This is a genomic window from Paenibacillus lentus, from assembly GCF_003931855.1.
GTDB classification, from domain to species: domain Bacteria; phylum Bacillota; class Bacilli; order Paenibacillales; family Paenibacillaceae; genus Fontibacillus; species Fontibacillus lentus.
This window is the reverse complement of sequence record NZ_CP034248.1, coordinates 690,890-707,537: the sequence shown is the minus strand read 5'-3', so window position 1 is coordinate 707,537 and position 16,648 is coordinate 690,890. Positions and strand designations below refer to the sequence as shown.

Annotated in this window: 16 protein-coding genes; 13 read left to right on the top strand and 3 right to left on the bottom strand. The window is 45.4% G+C overall.

The window, feature by feature from the left end; translation table 11 throughout:
* Positions 1 to 151: 151 nt before the first annotated feature.
* The 7 genes from EIM92_RS03235 (at position 152) to EIM92_RS24465 (ending at position 5,831) form a co-directional block, all read left to right on the top strand.
* Positions 152 to 1,234, top strand: a complete 1,083-nt coding sequence (locus EIM92_RS03235) for a cyclic GMP-AMP synthase DncV-like nucleotidyltransferase (RefSeq protein ID WP_125081458.1) — start codon at positions 152 to 154, stop codon at positions 1,232 to 1,234.
* Positions 1,231 to 2,925, top strand: a complete 1,695-nt coding sequence (locus tag EIM92_RS03230; RefSeq protein WP_125081457.1) for a ThiF family adenylyltransferase — start codon at positions 1,231 to 1,233, stop codon at positions 2,923 to 2,925. The genes EIM92_RS03235 and EIM92_RS03230 overlap by 4 nt, the downstream gene beginning before the upstream one ends.
* Positions 2,922 to 3,410 carry a Mov34/MPN/PAD-1 family protein gene (locus EIM92_RS03225; protein WP_125081456.1) on the top strand — a complete coding sequence of 163 codons (489 nt, stop codon included), beginning with the start codon at positions 2,922 to 2,924 and terminating at the stop codon, positions 3,408 to 3,410. Before EIM92_RS03230 ends, EIM92_RS03225 begins: the two co-directional genes overlap by 4 nt.
* Complete coding sequence (locus EIM92_RS03220; RefSeq protein ID WP_125081455.1) at positions 3,397 to 4,344, top strand: SAVED domain-containing protein; 948 nt, start codon at positions 3,397 to 3,399, stop codon at positions 4,342 to 4,344. Before EIM92_RS03225 ends, EIM92_RS03220 begins: the two co-directional genes overlap by 14 nt.
* Positions 4,345 to 4,795: 451 nt before the next feature.
* Positions 4,796 to 5,098 carry a DUF6809 family protein gene (locus tag EIM92_RS03215; protein WP_125081454.1) on the top strand — a complete coding sequence of 101 codons (303 nt, stop codon included), beginning with the start codon at positions 4,796 to 4,798 and terminating at the stop codon, positions 5,096 to 5,098.
* Between the two features lie 348 nt (positions 5,099 to 5,446).
* The gene (locus EIM92_RS23630; RefSeq protein WP_164515026.1) at positions 5,447 to 5,584 is read left to right on the top strand and encodes a hypothetical protein; all 138 of its coding nucleotides are present in this window, start codon (positions 5,447 to 5,449) and stop codon (positions 5,582 to 5,584) included.
* Between the two features lie 124 nt (positions 5,585 to 5,708).
* A complete protein-coding gene (locus tag EIM92_RS24465; RefSeq protein ID WP_281279652.1) occupies positions 5,709 to 5,831 on the top strand; it encodes a hypothetical protein in 123 nt (40 codons plus the stop codon).
* Between the two features lie 19 nt (positions 5,832 to 5,850).
* Here the strand turns inward: EIM92_RS24465 and EIM92_RS03210 are convergent, their stop codons facing one another.
* Positions 5,851 to 6,216 carry a hypothetical protein gene (locus EIM92_RS03210; protein ID WP_125081453.1) on the bottom strand — a complete coding sequence of 122 codons (366 nt, stop codon included), beginning with the start codon at positions 6,214 to 6,216 and terminating at the stop codon, positions 5,851 to 5,853.
* Positions 6,217 to 6,340: 124 nt separating this feature from the next.
* Between EIM92_RS03210 and EIM92_RS03205 the strand changes: the two genes are divergently transcribed.
* Positions 6,341 to 8,806 carry an AraC family transcriptional regulator gene (locus EIM92_RS03205; protein ID WP_125081452.1) on the top strand — a complete coding sequence of 822 codons (2,466 nt, stop codon included), beginning with the start codon at positions 6,341 to 6,343 and terminating at the stop codon, positions 8,804 to 8,806.
* Positions 8,807 to 8,817: 11 nt separating this feature from the next.
* Here the strand turns inward: EIM92_RS03205 and EIM92_RS03200 are convergent, their stop codons facing one another.
* Complete coding sequence (locus tag EIM92_RS03200; RefSeq protein ID WP_125081451.1) at positions 8,818 to 9,045, bottom strand: hypothetical protein; 228 nt, start codon at positions 9,043 to 9,045, stop codon at positions 8,818 to 8,820.
* A gap of 165 nt (positions 9,046 to 9,210) precedes the next feature.
* On the opposite strand from EIM92_RS03200, the gene EIM92_RS03195 reads away from it, so the two are divergent.
* The 3 genes from EIM92_RS03195 to EIM92_RS03185 all read left to right on the top strand — a co-directional run bounded on the left by EIM92_RS03195 (position 9,211) and on the right by EIM92_RS03185 (position 13,028).
* Entirely contained in the window at positions 9,211 to 10,824 is a 1,614-nt protein-coding gene (locus tag EIM92_RS03195; protein WP_125084988.1) for an ABC transporter substrate-binding protein, read from the top strand.
* 11 nt (positions 10,825 to 10,835) lie between these two features.
* Complete coding sequence (locus tag EIM92_RS03190) at positions 10,836 to 11,750, top strand: ABC transporter permease (RefSeq protein ID WP_125081450.1); 915 nt, start codon at positions 10,836 to 10,838, stop codon at positions 11,748 to 11,750.
* Between the two features lie 285 nt (positions 11,751 to 12,035).
* On the top strand, positions 12,036 to 13,028 hold the full coding sequence (locus EIM92_RS03185) for a carbohydrate ABC transporter permease (protein WP_246021348.1): 993 nt from the start codon (positions 12,036 to 12,038) through the stop codon (positions 13,026 to 13,028).
* A 96-nt stretch (positions 13,029 to 13,124) separates the two neighbouring features.
* On the opposite strand, the gene EIM92_RS03180 is transcribed toward EIM92_RS03185, so the two are convergent.
* Positions 13,125 to 13,934 (bottom strand): MerR family transcriptional regulator, encoded by an 810-nt coding sequence (locus tag EIM92_RS03180; protein WP_164515025.1) that lies wholly within the window; start codon positions 13,932 to 13,934, stop codon positions 13,125 to 13,127.
* 147 nt (positions 13,935 to 14,081) lie between these two features.
* Between EIM92_RS03180 and EIM92_RS03175 the strand changes: the two genes are divergently transcribed.
* Together EIM92_RS03175 and EIM92_RS03170 are read left to right on the top strand one after the other, a co-directional pair.
* On the top strand, positions 14,082 to 15,929 hold the full coding sequence (locus tag EIM92_RS03175) for an FAD-dependent oxidoreductase (protein WP_125081448.1): 1,848 nt from the start codon (positions 14,082 to 14,084) through the stop codon (positions 15,927 to 15,929).
* A gap of 241 nt (positions 15,930 to 16,170) precedes the next feature.
* Entirely contained in the window at positions 16,171 to 16,545 is a 375-nt protein-coding gene (locus tag EIM92_RS03170; RefSeq protein ID WP_125081447.1) for a PH domain-containing protein, read from the top strand.
* The last annotated feature ends 103 nt before the right edge of the window (positions 16,546 to 16,648 follow it).

Here is a 16,648-nt window from a genome sequence, read left to right as displayed (position 1 = left end):
GGTGGAATGCGGTTTTTTCGTGACCGAATATGCATTAACATTAACATTAACATTAACATTCTACTTGTTTTCTTTGAATATCTATAAGTGTTCATTATTACCATATTATGTCGTATAATAATGGGAATATAATATTTCTGGAGGTTAAAAAATGGCGGATATTCAGAAGCAATTTGAAGAATTTCATGATGAAATTAAACTTAAAAGATTTAAGGAGAACAAAGAATTAAGGGAGAAAAGGGATATTATCACAAATAAAATAAAGAAAGGGGTTAAGACTAAATTTGAAGAAATGGAAAAAGATGTGCCAAGTCTAGAATTCATTGATCAAGGTAGTTATGCGGTAGATCTTGGTATTATACCAGAAGATAAAGATTATGATATAGACGAAGGTGTAGTTTTTGACCTTTATAAGGAAGATTATACAGACAGCCTTGAACTTAAGAAAATAATTAGAGATATACTAAAAAGCCACACTACAACAATACCAAAGATAAAGAATCCCTGTGTAACCATAACATATTCATTAGATGATGAACCAGCATATCATGTCGACTTGCCCGTCTATGTAAAATCAAAGTATGATGATCATTTGTATCTTGCTTGGGGCAAGGAGTTTTCTAATAAGGAAAATAAATATTGGGATCCTGCTGATCCAGAAGGGCTAAATAATTATATCAAAAATTCATTTGCAGATGATGCGAAAAAGCAATTCAAAAGAGTCGTTAGGTATATGAAGAAATGGAAAGACGTTTGTTTTGAATCATCAGGTAGTTCACGTCCACCAAGCGTGGGTATAACCATTTTAGCAACTGAGTTATTTTCCTACAAGCAATCCTATGATTCCTTATCGAGTAAATATAAGGATGATGATTTAAATGCATTAAAAGATTTTGTAAGTAATCTAAAAAGAAAGTTTTTCCTGAAGTGGGATCATGAACTAGAAAAAAACTTTTATATTATTGAATATGATTTACCAGTACAACCTTATACTAATGTATTCTCTAAGATGACAAACACACAAATGGATACCTTTTATCAAAAATTAAATGAATTTGAGAATGCACTGACTGAAGCAGGAGGTAAAAGTGACCCACACGAGGCATGTAAAGTCCTTAGTCCAAAGTACTTTGGTGAGGCCTTCCCAATCCCGGAATCAAAAGAGGCTAGGTATAAAAAAGTTGCTTTATCTAGTGCGCCGTCTTCGAGTTCAGCCAAGGAAAATTTATTATGAATATTCATTTTCAAAAATTATTACTGGAAAAAAACTATTTAGAGAAGGTTATAGAAATTGATCAATATTATTATGAATTATTTTTTGAATTAAGAAATGGTTATAAGATACCGTTAACTATAACTTTTAGTCCACTATTCCCAACCGAACTACCAAAGGTGCATATTAATGAAAGATACCATAAGATCCCCGACATTCCACATGTAATGAATAGTGGACTTGTTTGTTACTTGGATAAAGAGGGTGTAATTTGGAGTGATATACCAGAAAGAACATTAGATTTTATTTTTGAGAGAGTGGAGCAAGTATTAATATCGAATTCGCCGCAAATAGAATATCATCGTGAATTTAGTTATTACTTTGGCACATTAGATAAAATAGAATTTGTTTTCTCTGTATTCACTCCTGTCGATGAGCCAAAAGAAATTTCTGTTTTAGCAATTGGAAGTAAACCATTTGCGTTTTTAACGGACGATAAGGAGTCAACAATTTTATTAGGGAAGTTATTAAACATTAACATCAAATCTCGAAATCTAGAAAAAGCATTATATGTTCCATTAGATTATACTTACGAAGGCAAGGTTCCTCAGCTAGACAGATTTTGGAGAAATGAAGAGATTTCAAAAATCATTCGGGAACATGTGACTGACACTACATTATCAAAAATAATGAAGTTTTCAATGAATAAAAAAAGATATTTTTATTTGCTAAGGATTCCCTTAATGACAGGTGAAAAAACAATAATTGGATTGTGGTTTGAAAAGGTTAATCAATCTCTTTCAAAAAGAGTAGTCCCACTTATAGAAAGCAATTTTGACGATTTTAATGTGACTCCATTGTTTGTCTTTCGAAATGATGACACAACTTTAATAGAAAGAGGTGGTGGGGTACAGAAGCCCCTCAACGTATTATTAATAGGGTGTGGATCTATAGGCAGTGATTTGTTATTTATGTTAGCAAGGTCTGGAATAAAAAGGTTTACCTTGATAGATAATGATAAACTAAAAATTGAAAACTCGTACCGCCACTTTTTGGGTATGAATAAATCTATTGAGAGTAAAACTAAGGTTAAATTGTTAAAAGAGGAGTTTGAAAATAGGTATGCTAATGTAAAAATTGAAACAATTGAAAATGAAGCTGTGGATATCATTGAAAGAGGGGAAGTAGATCTAGATGCTTTTGATCTGATATTAATAGCGATCGGCGATCCGAATATAGAAAGAAGACTTAATAAACTTATATTGCAGTCATCTACCCCTGCAATTTTTACTTGGGTAGAAGCCTATGGAATAGGGGGACATGCTCTTGTAGTTAACAACGGAGGAAAGGGGTGTTATGAATGCTTAATTGATAGTGATTTAAGGATGTATCCATCCTTTGCAGGTAAGAGCGACGTTCCATTTATTAAAAATATGAATGGTTGTGCTGGTTCTTTTACACCTTACGGAAGTATTGATTCTATGGAGACAGCATTACTTGCTTCGAGGTTAGTTCTGAGATATTTAGATAATAGTGTCGAAGAAAATCCTCTAGTTTCATGGAAAGGTTCTTCTAAAATATTTGAAGAGAATGGCTTTCTGACTTCTGATCGATATAAAAAATCAATAGATGTTTTGAGTCAGGATGACTACGATTATATTAATCCTAGTTGCAAAGTCTGCGGTAACCTTAAAAATGAGGCATATTCATGATCAAAGTTAAATATAGAAATAATGAAATCCTAGTAGAAGAACATGTTATTGAAGTAATTCAAAGGCTAAGACAAGAAGACCCTACTGATTATGAATCAGGAGGGATGCTGATTGGTTCAGTTTTAACTAACAGTAATGATGTAGTAATTAGAGATTATACGTTACCGTTAATGAGCGACTACAAATCAAGGCATAGATTTATACGCAAGAAACAGAGCCATAACGCTATTCTTCAACAAAAGTGGGAGGATAGCAATAAAACTGTTATGTACCTAGGGGAGTGGCATACTCATCCTGAAATGGATCCACACTATTCACCACAAGATATTAAAAATTGGAGAAAATTATTAGACAAGTCGAATACCTTTTCTGATTATTTAGTGTTTATTATTGGAGGAATAGAAATTTATAAAGTATGGATCGGGTGCCGTAGAACAAAAGACATAGTTCTAGTGTATAAAGGAGCCTACAATGAAAATATTTAAATTAGTTACGGAGTTGTTTAATCTTATAAAAAGCGACCCATTAACTTCAATAATAATGCTATTAATATTAATTTTCTCTAGTATTATTCTATACAAAAAATGGGGCTTGCTCCAAGTTACATATAACTGGTTTGTTAATCATGTACTCTGTTTTATGAAAAGAGACTTTATAATGTTAACTACGTTTTCTAAGAATGAGGCTAACTTTAATAGTGTTAAGAAAGAGTATCAAGAACAGGGGTGTTTATATATAACTCTTAATTTTATAGAGTATTTTGAAATTAATGGAGGTATTAGTGCTACGGCCCTTCAGAAAATACTTAATAAACAAAAATCTAAAATGAAAACAGTAATAAAGCGTAGTAAGAACTCTAACTCATTGATTTATCTTGGATTTCCACATGTACCATTAGCATTTTTAGATGGATACCGCTTTAAAAGTACGGATGATCCAATACTTTATGAGTATCAGGGAGAAAACTCTGAGTGTCTAGGAAGGGGGTTTTATGAATTAAAGAAAAAGTATAATACTGACATGAATATTGTCAATAATTATAATGCACAAATAAAGTACGATAATGAAGTTGCCTTGAAAATTGAACAATCCTTTTCAATAATGGACGAGGAGATAAGAATTGTATCAGGTGTCTCGCAAGTCATATTTTTAGGTTTAGAGAACCCTAGTCGATGGAATATTACTAATTACGCTCAAATCGATTTATATCAAAAAAAGTTTTTAGAATTACTATCAAAATTAAAGGAGAGAGGTGTTAATAAAGTCCATTTATTTGCTACCACACCTGTTTCATTAAGTTTTAGTTTAGGTAGAGTAGTGGAGCATTATCATCCTGAAATAATAGTGTATAACTACAACAACAATGCTTATGACTGGGCGATAAATTTAAGAACTGAAGAGATTTTAATTTTTAAATGATAATTTATAAGGTGATATAAGTTAAAATAGCAGTTGTTTATAGTTTACTACTTTTTTATAGTATAGTAGATAAATAGTTATGACAGCCCTATATTGTTTTTCTAGATACTATTATTTAAATTTATTTTTTCTGGTTTCTTTTCTAAAAGTTTTATTTTCGTAAGAATAAGTGTACGCCATTTATTAAGTATACTTCTCTAGTGCTTAGATAGAATATGCTTGGGTAGTTGTTTATTTAAAAAGGAACTATTGACTCTCCTTTGATAATACTTACATTGAATAGTTCCCCACTACAAGTAGGCAAACCTTCATCGATGGTTTGTTTATTTTTTTATTAACAAACTAATATAACGCATTCTTTAGGCTAGTACCTCCCTTTTTGAGTTTACGCATATGAGTACCACATATTCTCCCTCCTTCTGCTATCCTATAGAAAAAAGGAGGCCATCCCATGCAATCCCTACTTGAATCCCTATATTACGGTCATCTCATTCCCGAAGAACAGTTGGTTCCCAAAGATCCCATGTATCGCAAGAAGGGCAGGGAAATGTCTGAGAAAATAGAATCCTGGAAGAAGAGGTTGTCCAGCGATGAGTTTGCCGAGCTTGAGGCGCTGTTGGATTTGCAGCAGCAAATTCAGAGTATGGAGATGACGGCGGCGTTCACCTACGGCTTCAAGTTGGGAGCAGTAATGATTATCGAAATCCACCTCGATCATGGGGTGGGCAATATCGCCAACCAGGATGATGAATAAGCAACAGCTCATCCCAGTCTAATCCAGCGAAAGTTGCTCCTAAAGAATACTCCTCACCCTTAAGTCCCCCCAAATTCCTTCCATGTTCTCTAACTCCCCTCCACGTCTACATTTATAATATAGTCACACAGCAGCAAGGCTGACTTAAGCCACATTTACTACCTAACGAGGGCTGCAGGTGATGGGCCTCACAGCGGTCGCATTGCAGCTAGTTCGCTGCCAGCCTCTTTGCTGCCTACATCCACCGCTGTCCACAGCGACAATTCAAAGAAATGGTTGTAAATTTCAATTCTTTCTTATATTTTCTTTACTAACAACACCCTGCTGTATGTAAGGAGCATCGGATGTTTGTTCTCCAAAACTGGAGACGTATACAGTGTGGGAGATATGGGGAAACCGGGGGTTGGCTTTTACTATGAGAGCTGGTCTTATAACGACCTGGCCGAGACGCTGACAAGCTGGATTTTCCCATGGTTCGGCCTGTAGAGGGGGGCTGATCCCCGGCCATAACCGGGTACGGATACTGACCTTCCTGCAGCCGCTTCCGGCTTTCAGCACCCATTCGCCTGGCGTGGTGATGATCATAGCCCGGGAGGATACGATTCTCCGCATGATGTGGTCAGTCTCAGGAGCGTATAAGGGAGACTTTTTTATTTTTGATGCGCAGGGACAACCGCTTGTTGCCTCCAATGAGGCGCTAGTTCAGAGCTCAGAGGATTTACCCAGCTGGTAAGCCGTATCGGCAAAATAACTTACCCATTAGAAAGATCATCAATCGCTTGAACAGCCAGTTCCAATGATTTCATTCTTCTTTCTAAAAGCGTTCTTTGCGGACTACCTGCCTTTGATTTGGCATAACTGTTCTCAATGGATGGGAATAAACCAGTAAGCACATGGCGAGCTTCGGCTAGATCTTCCTGGGTGTAATGATGGGGCTTTTGGTTCCATACATATTCTAGCAGGGCTAAGCCAATGCGAAGTGCCTGGAGTCGTTTCATGATTAAGGTCGTATTTGCGCCCTTCTGTGTCATTTGAGCCAAGGCATTTTCACATTTGCTGATGGTTGATTGGAAGGATTTTATGGATTCCAGTTGAACTGCGTTTGATACGTTTTCCATGTTAGTGCTGTCCTCTCTTGGTTTCTAAATGATTAGGCCTGATTCCTGATAAAATCGTTAAGAATCTCAATGGGGTTTTTTGGATAGTTTTGAAGTGGAAAAAAGAAAAAGGGGGTGAGCCAGCATGGGTAAAACTAGGGTGAATTTGCTGACCAAGCTATTGATTTCCTATTTGCTGGTGCTGTTATTTCCTGTCATGATTATTCTATTCTATTATTATCCGTATTCGGCGCAGGTAGTCAAGGTGAAGGAGATGGACTGGAACGCCTACATTACGGAGCAGTTCATGACGTCGATGGATACGTTCACGCGGTATGTGTACAATCTGCCGTTTGAGCTGGTGCAGAACCGGGAGTTCCGGCTGTATCAGGCCGAGGAGAGTGATTATCAGCGCGTGTTGATAGCGAATGAGATGAAAAAGTACAACGCGACCGATGCTTTTATATACAACACCCTGCTGTATGTGAGAAGCACCGGTTATTTGTTCTCCAAAACTGGAAGCGCATACAGTGTGGAGGATATGGGGAAGCCGGGGGTTGGCTTTTATTATGAAAGCTGGCCTCATAACGATCTGACCGAGACGCTGAACACGCTGGACTCCCCCATGGTTCGCCCCGTAGAAGGGGTGCTGGTCCCCGGCCATAACCGGGTACGGATGCTAACCTTCCTGCAGCCGCTTCCGGTGGGCGGCACGAGTTCGCCTGGCGTGGTGATGATCATGGTCCGGGAGGATACGATTCTCCGCATGATGCGGTCGGTCTCGGAGGCGTATAAGGGGGATTTCTTTATTTTTGATGGGCAGGGACAGCCGCTTGTTGCCTCCAACGAGGCGCTAGTTCAGAGCTCGGAGGATTTACCACAGCTGGTAAGCAGTCTGGGAAAAGATAGCGGCTCATTCTCTAGTAAATTCGCTAGTACGTCCACTAGTACAGCCTCTGGCTCGTCTTCCGACTCGTCCCCTGACTCGACCTCCAGCTCCTCCCTTGGCTCGACCCAGGGTTCGTTCTCCGGTATCCACCGGATCGACGGCGTGTCCTATCTCGTATCTTATACGGTTTCGGATAAGAACGGCTGGAAGTATGTGAGCCTGCTCCCGGTGTCGGAATCGCTCCAGGGGCTGCGTACGATTCAACTGAACACGATTCTGCTTGTTGGAGGCATTTTGCTACTTGAAGTGATTGTCATCTACGTCTCGATCCGCAAAAACTACCACCCAATTAAGCGTTTGGTCGAGTTCGCCGCAGGCTTGTTCGAGCCGGAGGAGCGTGGGCCGATGAACGAGATCGAGGCGATCCGTTATACGTTAAGCGGTCTATCTGCGGTCAACAGCCGACTGGATGAAGAGGTGAAGGAGACGCTGCCAATCATGCGGGACAATATGCTGCTGGAGCTGGTCAACGGGCATTTCCTGAGCGGGGAGCAAGTGCAGCGGGAAGCGGAGAAGGTAGGAGTGAGTTTGGACGGAGCGCGCGTGACGGTGGCTGTCATCTCCTGTGAATCGGAGACCGAGGAGACGAATCTTGTGCTGCTTTATTGCAAAAACCGGGAGAGCCAGCTGCCTGAAGGGGTTCAGGGTTATTTTTTCAAAAGTAACTACCATCACGAGATCGTATTCGTCTGCTCCCATGGGGAGGACTTCTCCGTTCAAGCGGTTTTAGCCCTGCTGCAGGAGGAGCTCCAGGTGCGGTCGGGCTGGAAGACGATCATCGGCATTGGCGAGCCAGGGGAGGCTGTAAGGGCTGAGGGACATAGCCAACCAAAAGGAGCACGAAGGACTTCGGGACAGGATCAACCTGAACTAACTTGTACGTACATCCTCGACCCCAACTCGGCCCATGTCTCCTACTTGCAGGCGCTGCGTACGGTTGAGCAGCTGCGGCTGCGCTATACGAGTCCGATCCTGAGCTTTGCTGAGATCGAGATGTCACCGTCCGGTACGGTTTCTTATTTCGCGGAGCTGCTGCAGTCGCTGGAGCTGGCGATTTTGAAAAATGAAGCGACTCTAGTGGAGTCGCTGATTGAGCGGATCGTCTGCTATCTGAGCAGCGAAGGGCTGCCGCCGCATATGCTGCGGAGCGTGTATTTGAACACGGCCAGCGTGATTTTTAATGGGCTGCAGCGGTTCCGTCATGATGACCAGAGCCTGCTGCGCCTGACGGATGCGGCTTTCCAGCCCCGCTATACGCTGGAGCAGATGACCGGAATCCTGCGGGAGAGTGGCGCAAAGCTGTGCGAGATGATTCGCGAGACATTGCCTAAGGTACGTACGGCTTCCAGGGAAGAGATTCTTGCGGTGATCGAAGACAAGGGAATGGACCCGAATTGCTCGCTGCAGCTGATGGCCGATCATTTTGGCATGTCGGTCTCGAATTTCAGCCACCATTTCAAGAAGGAGATGGGTCAGAACTTCAAGGAATACATCGATCGTCTCCGAATCCAGAGGTCGATTCAACTGCTGCGGGAGAGCGAGGGGACGCTGGAGAGCATCGCCGCCCAGGTCGGGTTCACGAACACCTCCAGCTTCATCCGCTCCTTCAAAAAAATCGTCGGCACCACGCCCGGCCAATACCGCACCACGCACAGAAGCTAAGCTCCTTTCCATCAGATGCTGTCATGGCAAGCTGCCGTAGGGTCGACAATCATCCAAGCATGCCCCGAGTCCGCATCGTCCGCAGAGGGAGTAGTGCGCATGATGCGGCTCCCCACCAACAGGGCTGTCTGGCCGTTAATGAATCCGTCTGCATACACCATCGCAAGGGGCACTTTTTGAACATCTACAATTTTTGAAGACGCCCCCGGAACGGCCGGGAACAACCGTCTAGTCCACACATTATATTAAGCGCTTTCAAAAAATGAATACCCGCACAAAAACTGCCCGTTTACGCGGCTTGGCATCTCCCATTACTGTCTAAGGTGCCTGCGAATCAATCCAGGCAAAGCTGTGGCAGCGGTCTGTATCGATCGGGCCCATATCAAAAGTGTGGAGGTATGGATATGCGGAAAAAGTTAAGCGTTCTCACATCACTCGTCTTGATCACAGCCATGCTGCTGTCGGGGTGCGGTTCAGGGGGAAATAGCGAATCCGCGGGGACAACGCCCGGGAATGCGTCCGGGGAGAAGGTGAAGCTGACAGCGATTATGACGAAGCATCCGCTCACCAAGCCGCTGGCGGAAATGGAGTGGCTGCAGGCGGTCGAGGATGCTGCCGGAGTCGAAATTGAGTGGCAGGAGATTACGACCGACTATGGGCAAAAGAAAGGCACGATGCTAGCCAGCGGCGACATCCCGGACCTGTTCATCGGGCCGAATGTCATTACGGATGCGGATTTTGCCCAGTTCCAGGGGCTGTTCCAGGATTTGTCCGGCATGCTCGACCAGGCTCCGAACGTGCAGAAGATGTTCAGCGAGAAGCCAGAGACGAAGCTCATCGCTACGCAGCCGGATGGCAAAATCTACGGCCTCCCCAAATACCAGCGGTTCTGGCCGTCAACCGGCACGAGGCAGTTCATCAACCAGAAATGGCTCGATGAGCTAGGGCTGCAAAAGCCGACGACCTGGGATGAGCTGTATGACGTCCTCGTCGCTTTTAAAGAGAAAGACGCCAACGGCAATGGCGATGCGAAGGACGAGATTCCGATGGATTGGCCGGGTGGGATCGGCGGGTACTTCAATCCGGCTGTGCTTCTGGGCAGTATGGGCATCACGCTGTCGGAGGGCAGCAGTCAGGGCTATTTTGTCGAGGATGGCCAGATCAAGAATTTCCTTATCGACGAACGCTACAAGACCATGGTGGCCTTCCTCAACAAGCTGTACAAGGCGGGACTGATCAATCCTGAAGTTTTTACACACGACTATACAAAATATCAATCGATCGCCCGCGGGGAAGGGGACACGGCCAAGGTTGGCTTCACCTGGGGCTGGGTGGCGTCCGACCGGTTTGGGGAGCAGCTGGCCCCGCAGTATGTCACTCTGCCTCCGCTGAAGGTCACCGCGGATTACACGGGGAAGCTGTCGTGGAGCTATGACTACTATTCCTTGAACTACGGCACGAATCACGTCGTGATGTCCGCCAAGACGAAGCATAAGGAAGCGGCGATGCGCTTTATCAACGAGCTGTACGATCCGAAGGTCGGCATACAGGCGTTGTTCGGCTCGATCGGCCCGAATATTCAGGACCATGGAGACGGGACTTATAGCGTGCTGCCTCCGGCCAATCCGGAGATGGACCCCGGCACCTGGAAATGGACGTCTACGATGGCGGATCATGGGGCTTTTTATATCCCGGACGATCTGCAGCTGACCCTCGGCAAAGACATGCAGGAGGTGCTCGGCCAATCCGAGTCTCTGGAGGAAGCGCTGAAGGTGGATCTGGATAAGGATGTTTTTCCGGGCCTGTTTATTAAATACTCGACGATGGACAACAACACGATGAGCCTGAACAACACGAACGTTATGAACCTGGCCGAGTCCAGCTTCGCCAAGTGGGTGACCAAGGGCGGCATTGAGGGAGAATGGGATGCGTACGTGAAGGAGGCCCAGAAGGCCGGCATCACCCAGAATCTAGAGATCATGCAAAAATACTACGAAGAATATCAGAGCAAAAAATAAGGGGGGAGCATATGCGGACTCGCAAAGGGCTAGTTCAAGCCGTCACGCGCGACTATCAACTTTGGATCATGATCCTCCCGGCGATCATCGTCATTCTGATTTTCAATTACATTCCGATGTACGGGATTCAGCTCGCTTTTCGCGATTATGACTTCAGCAAGGGGCTGACCGGGGGCGAGTGGCGGGGACTGGCGTATTTTCGGCAATTCATCGACAGCTATCTGTTCACCGACCTGATGCGGAACACCTTTCTGATCAGCCTGGCGAGCATTGTGCTCGGTTTTCCGGCTCCCATCATTTTGGCGTTGATTCTGAACCAGATTCGGCGCAAAAAAATGAAGCAGCTCATGCAGACGACCGTCTATCTGCCGCACTTCATCTCGGTGATCGTGCTGGTGGGCATGCTCAATGTGCTGCTGTCGGCGGAGACCGGGGTCGTCGGGCATCTGATGAAATCGATCGGGCTGGGGCATATCAACCTGCTCGCCTCAACTGGTACCTTCATTCCGGTGTACGTGCTCTCGGATATTTGGCAGCACTGCGGCTGGAACAGCATTATTTATCTGGCTGCCCTGTCCACGGTCGATCCCCAGCTCTATGATGCAGCCCGCATCGACGGGGCCAGCCGCTGGCAGACGATCCGCTTTATTGATATTCCGGCGCTTGTGCCGACGATTATTATTTTGTTCATTCTCAGCATGGGCAACATTCTCAGTACCGGCTTCGAGAAAATATTCTTGATGCAGAACTCGCTCAATCTGCCCGTGTCCGAGGTTATTGCCACCTACGTGTACAAGATCGGGATCGTCTCTAGCCAGTTCAGTCTGGCCTCGGCCATCGGCCTGTTCAATACGGTGATCAACTTCATCTTCCTGTTTGCCATGAACACGATCTCGAAGCGGGTATCCGAGACGAGCTTATTCTAAAAGCCTATGAGGGAAGGAGGAACGGAGATGGATCGTACGCATAAGCGTAATAGTGGAACCGACAAGGAACATACTCGAATGGGCCGCCATGGCGCCTTGAGCAGCGACGGGGCCGGAGTAAGTTTTCATGGCGCCTTGAGCGGCGGTGGAGCCGGAGCAAGTTTCCATGGAGCCTTGAGCGGAGGCGGAGTCGCACCAAGCATCCATGGCGTCTTGAGCGGGGGCGGAATCTCACTCAGCCAAGGAACTCCAGGCAGCCATGGGCAGCCACGACTCGGTAGCACCATGCCAAGCACCCAGGGGGCCGGGTTAAGCAGCCATAGCACCAGGCCAAGTATCGGTGGAACCGGGCCAAGCATCCAGGGAGCCCCACCGCCAATCAACGGGAACCGCCCGCGCCTCAACGGCAAAGAGCTGGCCTTCAAAATCACGCTGGGCCTCCTATGCACGTTTATTTTTCTAATTATCGTATATCCGTTGTACTTCATCGTGATCGCTTCATTCAGCGACTCCACGCTCGTAGCGACAGGCAAAGTCTGGCTGTTTCCGAAAAACATCAGCTTTTTCGGGTACCAGGAGATTTTCAAGGATATGCGGATCTGGACGGGCTACCGGAACACGGTGTTCTACACGCTGTTCGGCACCTTGGTTAACATGCTGTTCACGCTCCCTGCGGCGTATGTGCTGTCCCGGCGGGAGTTCCGGGCAAGGAAGGCCATTATGTTTCTGTTTGTGGTGACGATGTTCTTCAACGGCGGCCTTATTCCGACTTATCTTCTAATGAAGGATTTGCAACTGACGAATACGATTTGGGTGTTCATTATCCCGTTTTGCGTCAACGTGTTCTATCTGATTATCGCCCGGACGTTCTTCGAGAGCTCGCTGCCCCAGGAGCTGTACGAGGCGGCGGTGATGGACGGCTGCTCGCATTTCACTTTTTTCTTCAAGGTGGCGCTGCCGCTCTCGAAGGCGATGATCTCCGTAATCGGCCTCTATTATTTGGTCGGGCACTGGAACGATTTCTTTACCGCGCTGATCTATATCCGCAATAACAACCTGCAGCCGCTGCAAATTATTTTGCGGGACATTCTGCTGTCTAATCAGGTGTTTGCTGGTGGGGCCGGGACTGGGGGAGACGCGGGGGGCTACGCGCAAAGATATGCCGATCAAATCAAATACGGTGTCATTATCGTTTCCACGCTGCCGATACTGGTGATCTATCCGTTTATCCAGAAATATTTTGAGAAGGGCGTCATGATTGGTTCGATCAAGGGGTGATAGGGACATCCTTAACCAGAAATCCCCGGAGGTCTAAAGGCCTTCCGGGGGGTTCTTGTATCCTGTTGTTGCCTTATCTCAAATTGAGTTGGGGCATTACTTCACCTGAATTTGAATCTCTAGAACCCGTTCATTCACATCTGATGCGAAGGATCCGTCAATGATGAAATACTCATAAGCATTTCCGATGATCTCCAGGTTGTTCTCCTCAATATATTTCATAAGTCGCTGGTATAGTGAGGTGGAGTGGAGCACTTTCCCGTTCTTTCTTCCGACTACGTATTTGCCCTCTGGCTTAATGAAGGCCTTGTCCATATCCTTCTTCTCGATGGCTTCAACGGTGATATAGTTGGGACTATAAATATTCTGGATTAAATTCTCGCGAAGCAGCATCTGTCCGTAGGCCCCTTCATTTAATTGGTGCTTAGACTCTTCTATGAATATGTGATGCCAGGCAATATAATTCGTGTCGCTGTCGCGAACGGGCTCAATCGGTTCCAGTCGGAAATATTCTTCCTCTTTGTATTGAACTTGAATATCATCCACCGAAGTATCTAAAGTACTATTGATTAAGGCCAATCTTTTGGTTAATGAATGTTTAAGACGGGTGAGTTCCTCAATTTTTTCCTCGATCTCCCCAATTTTCCCATTAAATAAATCGATTACCGTTCCTGGTGTCCGGTGATTGACATATTGCTTGGTTTCTTTTAAAGACAAGTTTAAATTTTTTAAAGATAGCAGTACATGGAAGTCATAGATTTGGCAATCGGAGTAATACCGATATCCTTTTTCGTTGGTATATTTAGGTTCGAACAAGCCAATCTCGTCGTAATAGTATAAGGTTTTCTTGTGAATATTGAATAAATCCGCGAATTCGCTAACGGTAAACAAATTATGATGATTCATGATGTCTAAGCTCCTTCTTGACTCTCCCCTTACTGGATACCTCAAAATATACATGAGAAAGCGTGGCTAATAACGTGATTTTTTTCACAATTAAAGTGTTAGTTATTAGTCATGGATAAATAATCTTCTAAAGGGGATGCAGGAGAGATGAGAAGTAGAGCTTTGAGAATTGTTGCCATGTTACTAACAGTCATGTTAGTCCTAGTCATGGTAGGCTGTGGGAACACAGGCGGCAAGGCAGTTACAGAGGCGGGACTATACCAAGCAGGGACCTATGTCGGTGTAGCTCAAGGCAAGATGGGCGACATCAAGGTAGAAGTCACCTTCTCGGAGAATGCCATTGATAAAATTGAAGTGGTCGAATTTAATGAGACGAAGGGTACAGCGGATGGTGCGATCGACAAGATCCCAGCCAGGATCATCGAAGGGCAGACCTTAGTTGTAGACGCAGTGACTGGCGCAACGGCTACAGGAGATGCCATCATCCAAGCGGTTGAGGATTGTGTACTTCAAGCGGGCGGAGATCTGACCGCTCTCAAAATAGGCGCGGAGCAGAAGGAGAAGCAGGTACAAACGCTAGAAGCGGATATCGCGGTCATTGGCTCGGGCCTGTCTGGACTTTCTACCGCTATATCGGCATTAGAGAACGGAGCATCCGTCATTGTTGTGGAGAAACAAGCCGCACTGGGAAGATCCTTCGCGACATCGTTTGGTAACGTCATGATGGCGCAAGTGGAAGAGAACGAAGCTTACCACAAAGCGAAGTCCGATGATACCCTTGATCAGGCTATAGAACGCTGGAGCAAAATGACGATGCAAGGCGGACAAGAAGGGATACCTTACCCGGATTACGAACGTGTGAAAGAGATCATTGTTGATAGTGGCGCTACAATTGCCTGGCTTGAGCAGCATGGGCTGGAATATCAAATTTCCTTTACCAAAGAGCAAAGAGGAGCAGATATCGTCAAGCCGGTAACGGATGGTAATCAAGTGGCAGGGGAACTCGTTATTGAGAGATTAACGAACAGCTTGAAAGAACAAGGTGCGACGATCCTTACAGAGGCAACGGCTACTGAATTAATCGAAGCAGACGGTGGCGTGGTTGGAGTTAAGGCTTCATCCCCTGATAAGAATTTTGTAATTCATGCCAAGAATGTGGTGCTGGCAACGGGTGGATTCGGCGGCAGTGAGGAATATATTGAGCAATTGATTCCTGACATTCTGGCCACAGGCTACCAATTTTCAGGAACGGGCGTCAACACAGGCGACGGGATGACAATGGGGGCGCAAGTTGGAGCAGCACTGTACGAAGACGGCTGGATCATTCCAAGCCCAGGGAAACTACTGCCTTCCAAGAAGCTCACTGATTTGAATGTTAATTTTAACAAATTGAATAGCTATAGTCCGTTAGAAGGCGGCGTGACTGACAAGCTCATGCTCGTTAACCAAGCGGGTCAACGAATGACCAATGAAGCTGGGCCGGGTGTGGTGATTGCCGCTGATTTGATCGATGCTAAAGAGGCGCCTTACTATATTTTGTTCGATAGCAGCAGTGAGGAAGTCGTATCTCTACTCGAAACGGGACTCGATTCCGGAGACATTTATAAGGCAAATACGATGGCAGAATTAGAAAAGCTGAGCAAAATGAATCATTTAGTGAGTACGTTCAATGAATATCAGAGCATGGCGAAGAAAGGCGTGGACACGGAGTTCAAGAAGCCGGCGGAAATGTTACAAGCGTATGCAGCAGAAGGGCCTTATTATTTAGTGAAATTTGTGCCCGACTTTGTAGCTACCATGGGCGGTCTGAAAACGACGGGTGATTGTCAGGTGGTAAGAGAAGACGGAACTGCCATTGATGGGCTATATGCAGTTGGCGAACTGGCACATAGATTCCTATACAACCGTGCACATTTTGGAAATGCCTCCAACAGCGCAAGCTTGACCATGGGGCGTAACGTAGGAAAACTATTAGCGGAGCAAGTTCAACAATAATAGCGTGGTGTTTAGGCTTGGCCGCTTGCTTGGCGTATGGCCACGAAACAAATACCGTTCAATACTGCATTTTATGCGGTTTTCGAGCGGTATTTTTCTATAGATTTCAGCTACCGCCTGATGCATGATGTAGTTACACGGAAACCTACAACCAAGCGGGGGAATTGAGACTTTATACAGCCCTATGGTAATCTTGAACTATTCAACTGGATTAATTGTAAATAATCAGGAGGTAAAATCGATGTCTGAGACACGTCACATACTGGAATGGACGCTGGTATCTGAGTGCCCCATTCCCGCAGATGTGAACAACTTGCTCGTTCCCGGGGAAGTGGCGGTCGCTGCCTACAAAACCTTTCGCGACAGCGCCATTTTCACCAACAAACGATTGATCGTCCGGGATGCGCAGGGCTTTACGGGAAAGAAGGTTGAGATTTACTCGCTGCCTTACTCCTCGATTGATATGTGGTCTACGGAGAATGCGGGTGGATTTCTCGATATGAACGCTGAGGTGGAACTGTGGACTCGCGCGGGCCATATTAAGGTGAAGCTGCAGAAAGGCGTCGATATCCGCAGGTTTGATATGCTCGTCGCGAATGCGCTGTTAACGAAGTGAGTTGTATGGAAGAAGCTCGTACTCCCTTGCTGTTGAATGTTATGGTTCAGGCCTAAAGTCGGGGGAATGGATAGAGCTAGGATAAAAGACACTTTTTGGGGTG